The organism is Desulfurellaceae bacterium (assembly GCA_021296095.1).
In the GTDB taxonomy this organism is placed as follows: Bacteria; Desulfobacterota; Binatia; order Bin18; family Bin18; genus JAAXHF01.
Genome location: JAGWBB010000113.1, coordinates 2,323 through 15,524 on the forward strand (window position 1 = coordinate 2,323; position 13,202 = coordinate 15,524).

At 61.5% G+C, this 13,202-nt stretch carries 15 protein-coding genes; 10 read left to right on the forward strand and 5 right to left on the reverse strand.

Annotation, left to right across the window (positions count from 1 at the left end; all coding sequences use genetic code 11):
- The 5 genes from J4F42_19930 to J4F42_19950 form a co-directional block, all read left to right on the forward strand.
- On the forward strand, positions 1 to 231 hold a 231-nt coding region (locus J4F42_19930), incomplete at its 5' end, for a hypothetical protein (protein ID MCE2487789.1).
- Positions 232 to 284: 53 nt separating this feature from the next.
- A complete protein-coding gene (locus J4F42_19935; protein ID MCE2487790.1) occupies positions 285 to 1,499 on the forward strand; it encodes a CoA transferase in 1,215 nt (404 codons plus the stop codon).
- Between the two features lie 14 nt (positions 1,500 to 1,513).
- Positions 1,514 to 2,362 (forward strand): CoA transferase, encoded by an 849-nt coding sequence (locus J4F42_19940; protein ID MCE2487791.1) that lies wholly within the window; start codon positions 1,514 to 1,516, stop codon positions 2,360 to 2,362.
- Between the two features lie 55 nt (positions 2,363 to 2,417).
- Complete coding sequence (locus J4F42_19945) at positions 2,418 to 2,741, forward strand: CoA transferase (protein ID MCE2487792.1); 324 nt, start codon at positions 2,418 to 2,420, stop codon at positions 2,739 to 2,741.
- A 681-nt stretch (positions 2,742 to 3,422) separates the two neighbouring features.
- On the forward strand, positions 3,423 to 3,950 hold the full coding sequence (locus J4F42_19950) for a DUF420 domain-containing protein (protein ID MCE2487793.1): 528 nt from the start codon (positions 3,423 to 3,425) through the stop codon (positions 3,948 to 3,950).
- Between the two features lie 6 nt (positions 3,951 to 3,956).
- On the opposite strand, the gene J4F42_19955 is transcribed toward J4F42_19950, so the two are convergent.
- Both J4F42_19955 and J4F42_19960 read right to left on the reverse strand, forming a co-directional pair.
- Positions 3,957 to 4,442, reverse strand: a complete 486-nt coding sequence (locus J4F42_19955; protein ID MCE2487794.1) for an aromatic-ring-hydroxylating dioxygenase subunit beta — start codon at positions 4,440 to 4,442, stop codon at positions 3,957 to 3,959.
- 21 nt (positions 4,443 to 4,463) lie between these two features.
- Positions 4,464 to 5,714, reverse strand: coding sequence for an aromatic ring-hydroxylating dioxygenase subunit alpha (locus J4F42_19960; GenBank protein MCE2487795.1), 1,251 nt, complete (start codon positions 5,712 to 5,714; stop codon positions 4,464 to 4,466).
- Positions 5,715 to 5,847: 133 nt separating this feature from the next.
- Between J4F42_19960 and J4F42_19965 the strand changes: the two genes are divergently transcribed.
- A complete protein-coding gene (locus J4F42_19965; GenBank protein MCE2487796.1) occupies positions 5,848 to 6,450 on the forward strand; it encodes a metallophosphoesterase family protein in 603 nt (200 codons plus the stop codon).
- A 56-nt stretch (positions 6,451 to 6,506) separates the two neighbouring features.
- Here the strand turns inward: J4F42_19965 and J4F42_19970 are convergent, their stop codons facing one another.
- Positions 6,507 to 7,409: an LLM class F420-dependent oxidoreductase gene (locus tag J4F42_19970; GenBank protein ID MCE2487797.1), complete on the reverse strand. Its 903-nt coding sequence runs from the start codon at positions 7,407 to 7,409 to the stop codon at positions 6,507 to 6,509.
- 5 nt (positions 7,410 to 7,414) lie between these two features.
- Complete coding sequence (locus tag J4F42_19975; protein ID MCE2487798.1) at positions 7,415 to 7,864, reverse strand: GFA family protein; 450 nt, start codon at positions 7,862 to 7,864, stop codon at positions 7,415 to 7,417.
- A gap of 138 nt (positions 7,865 to 8,002) precedes the next feature.
- On the opposite strand from J4F42_19975, the gene J4F42_19980 reads away from it, so the two are divergent.
- From J4F42_19980 to J4F42_19995, 4 genes are all read left to right on the forward strand, one after another.
- Complete coding sequence (locus J4F42_19980; GenBank protein ID MCE2487799.1) at positions 8,003 to 8,878, forward strand: TauD/TfdA family dioxygenase; 876 nt, start codon at positions 8,003 to 8,005, stop codon at positions 8,876 to 8,878.
- A gap of 638 nt (positions 8,879 to 9,516) precedes the next feature.
- Positions 9,517 to 10,032: an ATP-binding protein gene (locus J4F42_19985; GenBank protein ID MCE2487800.1), complete on the forward strand. Its 516-nt coding sequence runs from the start codon at positions 9,517 to 9,519 to the stop codon at positions 10,030 to 10,032.
- An 81-nt stretch (positions 10,033 to 10,113) separates the two neighbouring features.
- A complete protein-coding gene (locus J4F42_19990) occupies positions 10,114 to 10,635 on the forward strand; it encodes a hypothetical protein (GenBank protein MCE2487801.1) in 522 nt (173 codons plus the stop codon).
- A 245-nt stretch (positions 10,636 to 10,880) separates the two neighbouring features.
- A complete protein-coding gene (locus J4F42_19995) occupies positions 10,881 to 11,420 on the forward strand; it encodes an ureidoglycolate lyase (protein MCE2487802.1) in 540 nt (179 codons plus the stop codon).
- A 35-nt stretch (positions 11,421 to 11,455) separates the two neighbouring features.
- Here the strand turns inward: J4F42_19995 and J4F42_20000 are convergent.
- The coding region (locus J4F42_20000; GenBank protein ID MCE2487803.1) for a hypothetical protein at positions 11,456 to 13,202 on the reverse strand (1,747 nt) is incomplete at its 5' end.

A 13,202-nucleotide genomic window follows, 5' to 3' on the forward strand; every position in this document is an offset into this window, starting at 1 on the left:
ACCCACCGGCTGCCCTGCTTTCACGACGTTGACGATCCCGATCTGGGACCGATCTGGACCCCCGGACCGGTCATCGACGCGCGGGATCTGGAGTCGGTCGAGCTGTCCCGGGCTCCCCATCCGGGCGAGCATACGTATGAAATTCTGGAGAACGTCCTGGGTCTCGACCGAACCGCCATCGCCGAGCTGGAACGACAAAGAATTGTCGCCGGCCCGGGGCCGAACGGCTAGGCGCGGCCCTGTCATCATCAGACATCACGCTGAGCCCTGTAACGGAGCCACCCATGCCCAAGGCCGAACCGTCTCCCAGCGCCCTGTCCGCCCTGCGCATCCTCGACCTCTCAAGCGGGATTGCCGGCGGCTATTGCACCAAGCTGTTGGCCGACTATGGCGCCGAGGTGGTCAAGGTCGAAACACCCGGTACGGGTGACTCACTCCGTCGCTGGGGGCCTTTCCCACAGAACGATCCGGATGCCGAGCGCGGCCTGCTCCACTGGTATCTCAACGCCAACAAGCGGGGCCTGACACTCGATGTGACGAATCCGGCCGGCCGGACAATCCTTCGGGACCTGCTGGCGCACTTTGATATTGTGGTCGAGAGCTTTCCTCCGGCCCGAGCCGCAGCGCTTCGGGTGACCTATGAGGCGCTGCGTGGCGACCGCAACGACCTGATCTGGCTGTCGATCACACCCTTCGGCCAGACCGGACCCTATGCCGATTACAAAGCCACCGACCTGCTGATTCAGGCTGCCAGCGCCTGGCCGTATATGGGCGGCCTGCCCGACCGCGAACCCATGAAAACCGGTGGCTTCATCAGTCACTATGTTACCGGCACCTACGGCGCACTGGCCGGGCTGGCAGCCTGGTTGTCTCTCAGGTCCGGCGGAACAGGCCAACACATCGACCTGGCGGCAATGGAAGCCCTGCAAAGCACGAACGAATACGCGGCGCTGAGTCATTCGGGTCCGGGTGAGGTCAAGGAAGTCAGGGGGCGGGGTAATCTCGGAGTGGGGACGGGCATCACAGAGTGTCAGGACGGTCACGTCGGCATCAACGTGTTGACCGGCAACCAGTGGGAGATGTTCTGGTCCTTCATCGGACGACCCGAGCTGGCCGAGGACCCGCGCTTTCAAACCCCCGTCGGCCGCATGCAGCACTGGGACGAGGTTGCCGCTCTCATTCGGGGCTGGGCCAAGGAGCACACCCGGGAAGAAATCTTTGCCGCCCAGGAGTGGCGGATTCCACTGACGCTCATCGCCAGGATCGACGAGATCTTGGACTTTCCCCAGCACGCGGCGCGCGGCTTCTTTGTCGAACGCGAGCTGCCCGGAGTCGGCCCGGTCCGCCAACCTGGCGCGCCCTTTCAGATGAGCGCCAGCCCCTGGAATCTACGGCGCAGCGCTCCGGCGCTGGGCCAGCACAACGCCGACATCCTGTGTGACACGCTCGGCATGCAGCCTGACGAGCTGGTTTTGCTGCGCCGTCGCGGGGTCATTTAAGAGGAGGCTCTGACATGCCACAGCTCCTGTCCGGAATTCGCGTCATTGACCTGAGCATGTGGTGGGCCGGACCGTTTGTGACCCAGCTGCTGGGTGATATGGGCGCCGAGATTATCAAGATCGAATCGATCCAAGTCCCGGACGGCTGGCGCTTCACCGTCCCCAACGCCGCTCATGACAAGCCCTGGGAACTGTCCTCGTATTACAATGGCGTCAATCGCAACAAATACGGCCTCACCCTGAACCTTCAGGATCCGCGCGGGATCGAGCTGTGCAAACGCCTGGTCGGCATGGGCGACATTGTGGTTGAGAACTACACCCCGCGGGTGATGACGAACTTCGGGCTCGACTATGCGAAACTGCGCGCCATAAAGCCGGACATCATTATGCTGTCCCTCTCGGGCTATGGCGGAACAGGGCCGTGGCGCGATTACACCGCCTTCGCCTTCCCGGTCGAGGACATGTCGGGCTTCCCACAGCTGACGGGCTATGAGGACGATGACACGCCCCGACGCTGGGGCAACTCCGGCGTGGACGCCATTTCCGGCCTGACTGGAGCCTATGCCATCTTAACCGCCCTGGAACACCGGCGTCGGACCGGTGAGGGGCAGCGCATCGACCTGTCGATGGTCGTTTCTGGGCGGGCCGCTGCTCGACTATCAGGTCAATCAGCACCTGCCGCAGCGCCAGGGCAACCATCATCCGGCCCACGCTCCTCACGGCATATATCCCTGCAAGGGCGAAGACAGGTGGGTGTCCATCGCCGTGACAAACGAGGAGGAATGGCGCGCGCTGTGTACGACCCTGGATCGCTCAGACTGGCCTGGCGATCCCCGCTTCGCCGATCCGCTCGCCCGCCATGAGCATCAGGCCGTCCTGGATGCGGCTATCGGGGAATGGACGCGGCAACGCGACCGCATGGAATTGATGCACACCCTCCAGGCGGCCGGGGTGCCAGCCATGCCGGTTCTGTCCTCGGCCGATGTCCTCAACGATCCACATATGCAAGCCCGGGACTATTTTCAGCGCACGACCCGGGCGGAGATTGGTCCGCACGCCCACGGCCTGCACTGGGCGCACTTCTCCGAAACGCCGCTCAGCCTGCGCCGGCCAGCCCCGCTGTTGGGCGAACACAACACGTTTGTGCTGAAGGAACTCTTGGGGCTGAGTGACGCACAGCTGAGCGATCTCGAACGCGCCAAGGTCATTGGCACCACGTTTGTCGGTTCGGCCCGCCTGTGAGGTCTTCAGCTCCGTCCCACGCGGTTGGCGCAGTACCTTGATGGGATAGCAGGGGATTGTCGCCGGCTCAGCCCGGGGCGATAGTCTCACATATCACTGGGATCATATCGGACCGACACACCGAGGGCGTTTCAGTACAGCGCCTCCGGTATCGGCCAAGCCATTCCCCGCCCTGCCGTTCTCACCACACCAGCAAAATCAGGCTCTGAACAAACACTCGGCCAGGCAGGACCACTTGGCACGTTCTGTGCCCTCATCTCAATACCAATTCACCGGCCCTGAAGACGAAAGGAGTCACACTATGTTCAGCATCCTCGTTCCAACCGGGCTTATCAGCTTGGCCACAACCCTCGGCGTCGGCTATACGTCGCTTGGCGCTGGACTCCTGGGGCTCACGTGCGCCTCGGCCGTGATGATCGGCTGGACGGCACTCCGCCACTATCGGCAAAACACCCGGCGGGCTGTCTGTCAGCGGGCGACCGATCAAGCAACGCTCTGCTGTCCGGAGTATCAGCAGGCTGCCTGAAGCGTACTCCGCTTCTGGGCGCACGCTGCCCCCCCTTCCCCGGGCAACGCTCCGGTCCCTCCTCCGGGCGTTGCCGAAGCCCCCGGGACCCCTCCCCGGGGGCTTTTTCAGCCTCCTCCGGTCAGATAGGGTGAGCAGCCCTGTTGGAAGCAGACATGACCACATCGAGCCGTACCCCCCTGAGTTGGACCGTGCCGCTGAGCGCCGCCATCAGCGTGTTTCTGCTGTGGTTGATTTACTGGAAACCGGCCGCCACCACCCAGGCCGAGTGGGTCACGGTTCTGCCCGCCACCAACGCCTTGTGCAATGGCCTGAGCGCGTGCTGCCTGCTGGCCGGATTCTTCAATATCCGACGCGGCAGGCGTACCGCCCACCTGCGCTGCATGCTCGGCGCGGTGGCGTGCTCAGTCGTGTTTCTGGTCGGCTATATCGTCTACCACCATTTTCACGGCGATACGCCGTTTCCGGGCCAGGGCCTGGTGCGACCGGTCTACTTCGCCATCCTCATCAGCCATATCGTCCTGTCCATCGTCGCCCTGCCGCTGGTCCTGACCACGCTGTACTACGCCGCGACCGCCCAGTACCCGACCCACCGCCGGCTGGCTCGCTATACCTTTCCCATCTGGCTGTACGTCTCGGTCAGCGGCGTGGCCGTGTTTTTCTTTTTGCGCGCCTACACCTGACCCGGGCTACAGCGGCGTGACGAGCAGCGAGTCGATCCGACACGTATCGACAATCACCAGCCGCTGCCTGAATTTTGCCCGGCCGTCCTCAAACACGATCCGATCGTGGTAGGCGCCCGTACTGAACACCTCGGTCGCCCCGTACTGGACCACATCCGCCCAGGTCCGAAAGACGACATAGTTCGAGCGCGCCGCGATCAGCCCGTCGGCCTGCTCGGTCAGCAGGATGCTGCTGACCAGATGGCGATAAAAATGGGGCCCAAAGATATTCGCCCGGCGATGGGCGGTCACCCGGTCGCTCAACATGCCCTGGCTGTCGCACGACATGAGCGGAATCGGGAGATCCTGGTCCGCATTCTCACGCGGGACGATTCGGTACTCGCACGCGGCGGCAAAAAACCCCGGCCACTCCTCCAGCCTGTCCTCATCAATACAGTGGACATAGGCGTGCAGCAGGTCTTCGATGACAAGACGGCGTTCCAGACTGATCATGGCGGCCTCGGTGTGGGACGCTCAGGCGGCAAAGCCCATGACGCCCCGATAATACTGCCAGAAGCCCCGGATGGCCGTCTCGGTCAGCAGATTGCCCTGGTTCTCCACACTGTCACCGCCAAAGGCGATATACGAGGCCGCGTCTCGGTCGCGCACAATAGCCTGCTGCACAATCTCGGTCGCATGGCCGTCTTCCATGGAGATCAAGCCGGCCGGGCCGACAAAATTGGCCTGCTTGAGACGGATGGCGCGCAGCTCGTCGTCGTCATCCTGATAGCCAAAATAGGTAAAGATCAACTCAAACCGGTCGGGCGCTTTAGGCAGGACCTGACGGGTGGCCAGGGTATTCTGAATCTGCTGCAAGACCAGGCCGGGAAAAATCGTCTGGATCTGGTTGGTCAGCTGCGGCTCCAACTCGGGCCGCGACTGGAGCAGCGAGGGGTCGGCCAGGCTATAGCCTTTTTTATACGTCCGCAGCCCGGCATTTTTGTAGGCTGCGGTTTCCTGTTCCTCGGTCCGTTTGTAGGACTGGACCATATCGTGGCGACCCTGCTCGTCCATCGTCACCCCACCGCCCATGGACGACCGGTACAGGCCAAAGGTGGTGTGGAACAGGTGCAGTAGGCTGGCGTGATAGGGGTCGCGGACATTCTCGGCGTACAGCTTCCAGTTGGCCCGGATGAACTGCCGCGAGTAGCCCAGGATCTGGATCGGACGGCCGAACAGACGGTCGATCCAGGGTCGCATGTCCGGCCCCAGGTAGTCTTCGAGCGCGTGCAGCTCGCGCGCAAACGACACAAAAATCAGCCCTTGGTAGGAGTCGATAGTCAGCTTGTGGAGCGCGTGCTGGCCGGGATCGAAGTCCGCGTCGTAGCCGCCCTTGCCCTCGATGCCCTTGCGGAACGGGACGCCGATCAGGTCGCCCTCAAGGTTATAGCTCCACTGGTGATACACACACGTATGGGTCATCCGGTTGCCGCGCAGCTCCCGACACACCAGCGAGCCCCGGTGGGCGCAGCGGTTGACAAAGGCGTGCAAACGGCCGTCCTTGCCGCGCGTCACCACAATCGGCGTATCCCCGATAAAGCTGGCCTTGAAGTCGCCGGGCTCGGGCAGCTCGGCCTCCAAGCCGACATAGTTCCACACCGGGCCCCGGAAAATGCGCTCCTGCTCGCGTTCATAAATGGCAGGGTCAACAAACACCTGATACGGAACGCGGGTGTCGGCCTGTTCGGGCCAGGCGATCTGCGGGGCGACATCAACGGCGTGCATGGGCTTCCTCCTCACCGGCGACACAGGTTTCGCCGTGCCAGACCGGGCGTGGCGCCCATCCTAACACTTCGGAAGAGCGGAGCAATGGAAGGCCGCAGTTGCCAAGTCGGCCGAAAACAGACAGGATGCAGCCATGCGTATCGGCCTGGTCACCGACACCCATATCCCGAGCACAATTCAGCACTTGTGGGACGAGGTCAGAGATGTCTTTACCGGGGTGGACCTGATTTTACACGGCGGCGACATTGTGACACCCCGGGTGCTGGACTGGCTCGAACAGATCGCTCCGACCCTGGCGGCCGAGGGCAACAACGACGGCGGCTGGCACGACCCCCGCATGCAGCCCGTCCACTGGCTCGACCTGGAGGGCTGGCGGCTGGTCATGCTCCACGACATGGAACCCGAGGAACGCCCGATTGCGCGCCTGCAAGAGGTCTACCTCAAGGGCCAGCAGGCCGACATCATGATTACCGGCCACACCCACTATGAGCGTCTGGACTACCGGGACGGGGTGCTGCAAATCAACACCGGCAGCGCCACCCATCCGCACCTGTGGTCCACCCGGCTGGGGACGGTCGGCCTGCTCGACCTGGCGCCGGGCAAGATCACGGCCCGGATTGTCAGTCTCGGCGACAGCCCCGAGCTGCCCAACCCCGGCCAGGAGCTGTTTTTCGACCTGGAGACGCATCAGGCCCAGCAGGCTGCGGCGTCAGCTTCGTCCACACCGCCGGATTAGCAACGGGCGAGCCGGGCAGCTTCCCGGATCAAGAACGAAAAAATCGCTCAGCCGCGTCAAGACAGAAGCGTCGCGGCCAGCGCCTCCAATTCGGCCAGCGCCTCGTCCCCCTCGGTCTGGGTCAGCCAGATCGTCACCTGATCGGCTCCGGCCCGTTCCAGGCCGGCCAGTTCCTCAGCCGTCCGAAATTCTCCCGGCATGCCAAAGGCCACGATGGTCAGCGTCTGCGGATCGCGCCCGGCCTGCTCGGCCAAGGTATTCAGCGCCGCCCGGCCCGCCGCAATCTCCTCGACCGTGACCCGAGCCGGAATCCAGCCATCGCCCCAGTCGACGATACGCTGGAAGACCCTGGCGTTCATGCTGCCCAACAGCACCGGCGGATGGGGTTTGCGGGCCGGTTTGGGAAAGGAGCGCAGCGCTGGAAACCGGTAGTAGCGCCCCGCATAGCTGGACTCCTGGCGTGTCCACAGTTGCTGCATGGCCCGGACCGCATCTGCGGTCTGCGTCCAGCGCCGTGGAAAGTCGGCGCCCATGACCTCGGCCTCTTCCCGCAGCCAGCCGGCTCCAATACCGAACACAAATCGCCCGCCGCAACACGCGTCGAGCGTCGCCACCCGCTTGGCCAGCAGCAGCGGGTTGTGCTCCGGCACCAGGCAAATGCCGGTTCCCAACTCAATCCGGTGGGTGACGGCCGAGGCCCGCGCCAGCGCCACAAACGGGTCCAGAATACGGTCGTAGGAATCGGGCCGGCCAGCAAAGGTCTGGGCCAGCAGCCGGGCGTAGTGGGCATCGCGTTCTTTGCCTCCGGCCGAGCTGGGATAGCGCGAGCGATAGTGGACCGGCATGACCGTATGTTCCGGTACCCAGAACGAGGCAAAGCCCAGCGCCTCGGCCCGTTGGGCAAGAATCGCCGGGTCGGTCGAGTACTCGGTCGCAAAAACAAAAACGCCGATTTTCATCCGGCTTAATGCGTGTGCGGCAGCGGCGTAGTGCCGGTCTCGCCACCAAAGCGCGGCAGTTCGTCACCGAGCGCGATCCACTCAACCCGATCCGAAAAGTAATAGTGTCCCTGTGGCTCACGGTCGATCTTGTCCTGCAAATTGGCCAGGACGATATCAATCACCTCCGGGTGATGGGTCGATATGCAGAACATGGTGCTGCCACACTCCCGGCAGAAGGAGCGGCGGCCATGGTCTGAAGAGTGGTAGACGGTCAACTGGTCTTCGCCGTTCACAAAACGGAACTGCGTATCCTTGACCGCAGTCCAGGTCACATAGCCCGCCCCATGAATGCGCCGGCACATTGAGCAGTGGCAGTGCCCGCAGAACAGCGTCGGCAGACGGACCTCAAACCTGACCGCGCCACAGAAACACGATCCTCGGACCGGCCTTGTCTCTCCATTGGTTTCGCTCATGATTTTCTCCTCGGCTCACAACGGTTTCGCCGTCCCTGTATAGCCGAGATGCCAAGCCGGCGGCAAGCCGCGCACCGTATACGCGAGTCGCCTGATCGGCTATACACAGGAAAAGCGCCAGCAGTGAGGACAGTGCCCATGAGCGTGACGTTTCGACAGTTGACCACCAGCTTCGGAGCCGAGGTGTCGGGGGTTGATATTGCGGCCGGGGTCAGCGATGCAGACATCAGCCGCATCGTCACCCTGTTCAACGAATACTCGGTTCTGGTGTTTCGCGGCCAGCCGATGACGGACGCCCAGCAGATCCGGTTCAGCCAGCGCTTTGCCGAGCTGGGGGATTTTCCTGGGCTCGAAAAGACGGTTGTGCAGAATCCCGGAGCTGGCACGCCCATCGCCGTGCTGTCCAATCTCGACGAACACGGCGTCATCATCCCCCCGGACGATGAGCGCATGGTCTTCAACTCCGGCAACGAGATGTGGCACACCGACAGCTCCTTCAAGCGCGTGCCCGCCACCGCCTCCATGCTGTCCGGCCGGGACGTGCCACCCAGCGGCGGCGATACCCAGTTTGCCAGCCAGCGGGCTGCCTATGTGGACCTGGACGAGGAGCTGAAACGGCGGCTTGAAGCCTATGTGGCGATCCACGACTTCGCCTATTCGCGCAGCCTGATTGACCCCGGCGTGATGACCGAGGAGCAAAAGCGCGAGACCCCGCCGGTTCCCCAAGCCGTCGTCCGCGCCAACCCGGTCAACGGCCGCAAGAACCTCTACACCGGAGCCCACGCCTCACACATTCGCGGCCTGCCGCTCGAAGAAGGCCGGGCGCTGATCGGGCGGCTGACCCGATTCTCGGTTCAGACTGCCTACACCCACACCCACCAATGGCAGCCCCAGGACTTTGTGATCTGGGACAACCGCTGCTGTCTGCACCGCGGCCGGCCGTGGAACAAAACCACCTATGCTCGGGTCATGCACCGCACGACCGTGATGGGCGTCGGCCCAACCGCTGAATAGGGACAAGACTGTATTAAACGCAGCTTTTAATGTGGGGCTGTTAAACTGCTATCTTGAAGGGACGGCTGACGGGCGAGACCATCAGAGGGCTAAGGGCCATGAGAGCGCGCTTCGACTCGGATAAGCATCAGCGCCGTTTCAATCCGTCTGCGCAGCTATAGTTATTCGCAGTCCGGAGCGCCCTTCATTGCCGCTTATAGGGGCAAACGTAAAATTTTCTTCGGAGAAATCGTAAATTAAAAATTGCAACCTGAGATATTGCAGAGACATGTCCAACTGGGCGGAGGATTATTGTGGCTCTGACAAGCATAGATTTGGAACATTTTACTGCGTTTTCCAGCCTGTCGCTGGCGCAAATAGCACGGGGAAAACTCACCTCATGAAGGTTTGTTATGCCGCATGCGACATTTCTAACACAGGTGCTTCGTTCGCGGAGAAACTGGCTCGGGTGTTTCTTCCCTCAGGTGGAGCCTTGGGACGACTGGTCAAACGTCAAAAGGTGAGTACGACGGGAAGGATAACGGTACGCCAGGCCCACCTGCGACCCCTACGTCTCTCGTTTTCAAACCATACAAAGGCGCCGGCGTCAGCCAGAAGTACGGGCACTAAGTTATGGTCTCTATATCCCGGTGAAGGAAATGCTTTCTAACGCGCCCGGGTTCTTGTCCCTTTATGCGGAGCGCGAAATCCACTTTGAAGAGGTTTACGCCGATATCCTCCACCGGGCCTATCGTCCGTTACTACGTGGTCCTATGGACAGTCTTCGCAGGCGTTTGCTCACTAAGCTGCAAAAGGCCATAGACGGAAAAGTTACGGTCAACAATGATGAATTTTTCCTGCGGAATAAACAGGGCAACCTCGAATTCACTCTGCTCGCCGAAGGAATGCGCAAACTCGGATTATTGTGGCTTTTAATACAGAACGGCACTTTGCAGAACGGCTCTGTCCTGTTCTGGGATGAGCCTGAGACTAATCTGAACCCGAAGCTGTTCGGCATCTTGATAGACATTCTGCTGGAATTGCAGCGCGGCTGTGTACAGATATTCCTGGCAACTCACGATTATTTCATCCTCAAAGAACTTGATCTTCAAAAGAAAAGCGGCGACAAAGGAGACAAGCGGAATCGCCTGCAACACGACGGACAGCTATCTTGATATCCATCCGAACGTGATTGCGGAAACGTTCACGGACCTGTACGACCGGGAAATTGAACGTAGCCTGAAAGGTTCCACGGAATGACGGTTCTCGAGGAAGGCGATCTGCAAATTACCATCAATGACGCGATCGAGGCGCGAAAGTTCGATGACGAGGCCAGCCACGGACTGAGCCACTGCATGAAGGCGGTGGATTTCGTTGTCGAGCTTCCCGACCGTTACCTGTTTATCGAAGTTAAGGACCCCCAAGACCCTCAGGCTCCCCCGGAGGCCAGTCATGAGTTTATTCAGCAATTCCAAACAGGAAAGCTTTACGAAGATCTCAAATACAAGTATCGGGACTCCTTTCTCTACGAGTGGGCGGCAGGACGAGCCGACAAAAAACCCATTGATTACTTGGTGCTGGTTGCTTTGGACGCTCTGGACAGGTCACATTTGCTGAGAGGACAAGAGGAGTTGCAACGCAAGCTGCCTTTGCGGGGACCAGGATCACGTCCGTGGACTCGTCCGATTGTCAGAGGCTGCGGCGTATTCAATATCGCCTCATGGAACCTATACTTCCCCGAGTATCCCGTGAAGCGTCTGAGCCGCGACGGGTCATAGACAGTAAACACAACAAACGTACCTGACAGCGCGTAAGCCTTTGAATATGTTTTTCAATTGATGGAGAATTGACGACAAGAACCGCCTTCCGGCCAGCGCAGGCCGATGCTGACCGACTTGGTGCTCGGTCGGCCCGACAAGGCGCCACATGTCTTGTCAGCGGCGTGAAAATTGTGGTGCCGACTGCTTGCCTTTCTGACGGGGTATGTTTTATTCCCCTGTGGCACCACCGAAGGAGGGAAACCATGGACCAGAGCGTTAAAATCAAGATGCGACCGCTGACCCCCGAAGCCTTTGAGCCCTACGGCAAGCTGCTCCAGAGCAAAAAGCTGATCTACCCCGAGACCGAGGAGGGGAAGGTGGCCATGGAGCTGCTGCGCCTCAAGCACCGGGCCAACGCCAACCGGATGGACCAGATGGCCATCCACTTCAGCTATAACCAGACCTTTATTCCGGTCCAGGGCTCGATGGTGCTCGTCGTTGCCCCGCCGCCGAGCAACCGCGAGGCCGGGCCCGAAGGCTATGAGCTGGACTACGATAAAATCGCCGCCTTCGTGGTTGATCCCGGCCAGGCCGCGTTCATCTATAAGGGCACCTGGCACAACGCCCTGACCCTCGGCTCGGAGTGTCAGTTCATCAATGTCACTCGCAAGGACACGGGTGAGGGCACCAGCCCGGGCGAGGAACTCGAAGGCAAGATTGAGAAGATCACCGCAATTCGGCCCTACGTCGAAAACATCAATATGAGCAAACGTGACGGCAAGGTGATTGAGCTGGAGGTCTGAGCGGGCAGACGAAACCCAGCTCATTCGGGCTTAGCTCAGGCGGTAAAAAACGCCAGCCCGGTCCAGCACAGAGCAGCAAGACCGGCGGCGACCGAGGCCTGCGGGATCTGGGTCTTGACGTGGTCCATCAGGTCGCAGCCGGTACACATGGCGCTTAACACCGTCGTGTCCGAGATCGGCGAGCACTGGTCGCCATACACGCTGCCGTCCATCACCGCAGCGAAACACAGGGTCATGAACAGCTCGGGGTGGGCCAGCCCGTGCGCCCCGGCAATCGCCCAGGCGAGCGGCATGGCGAGCGGAAAGGCCACGGCATAGGTTCCCCAGCTCGTCCCGGTCGAAAAGGCGATAATCATGGTCAGGAGCTGAAGCAGGACCGGCAGGAGGAAGTAGGGAATGCTCTGGCCGAGCTGATCGACCAGAAAGACCGCACCGCCGGTCTGGGTGTTGATGCCGCCGATGGTAATCGCCAGCAGCAGGATGACGGAGCCGAGCACGACCCCCCGGATGCCGTCGTGAAACCCGGCCATGAGTTCTTTAAGCGCCATGCCCTTGGCCAGGGCGATGCCCACCGCCAGCAGCAGCGCCGCTCCAAACGCCCAGTGTACGTTAGGCGAGCCGCTGACCACAAAGGTGCCGACGGCAATCCCGATCAGCGCCGCCAGCGGCAGAAAGAACTCCAACACGTGCGGGCGGTAGCCGTCGGGCACATGGCTGGCCTGCAATTCCCTGGCGCTCAGCGGTTCGGCGCCGTCCGCATCGAGCTGGCCGGTGGCACGCGAGCGCTGCATGGCCGCAGCCAGTCGTTTGCCGAGGAAAAGGGGCTTTTCGATACCCAGCAGAAAGGTGCTGAGGACGGCGAAAATGGCGTAGAAACAGAACGGTACGCTCTGAAAGAAAAAACTGATGCGGTCGGCTTCAGTGGCCAGAAACCCGACGCCGGAGACAAAGATAAACGCCTGCACATAGCCCGGCCAGGCGTTGAAGGCCAGCTGTGAGGCGATGGGTGAGGCGGTCGAGTCAACAATATAGGCCAGCTCTTCGTGGCTCACGTTTTCCCGGTCGGCAATCGGCTTGACGGTCGTGCCGACCACCACCGTGCTCATCGTCCCGCCCTGAAAGAAGACCACACCCAGCATCCAGGCCACCAGCTTGGCGGTCTTCGGGCCGCGCACGAAGCGGGCGGTCATGAACTCGGCAAATGCCTGGGCTGCGCCGGTACGCGACCAGACGCCCATCAGCCCGCCGAGCAGCCACAGATAGAGCACCAGAATGCCAGCCGCGTTAGTCGTGGCCAGGGCGGGCACCAGCACCTGGCCGGTCAAGTCGTACTGGCCCAGCACCAGCGCGCCGGACACAATCCCGCCCAGCAGCGCCGTGACCGGTTCCCGGGTGACCCAGCACAAGAGTACGGCGACGACTGCCGGCAGCAATGACCAGGAGCCCCAGTGGTACTGGGCGATGAGTTGGTAGTGGACGGTCGTGGCCTGTCCGTCACGTATCTCGGTGGCCGAAACAAACTCCTCGGTGACCGACGGCGCATCGTTCGAGCCGTCAAGCCGCGCCGGGTTGAGTTCGGCCTGCTCAAGCGGAACCGGCTCAAAATAGCTCGGCTCGTCTCGGGCGATGTAATACAGGCGGCCGTCGCTGTCGGTGTGGGCGTCCAGGGTGGTCTGGCTCACCGTCCAGGTCGGTGCGACCGTCGCTCCGACGATCCAGGAGACAAGCAGGGCGACGGCAAAGAAAACGAAGTTCAAGCGAGACAGGCTCATGTGTTTCTCC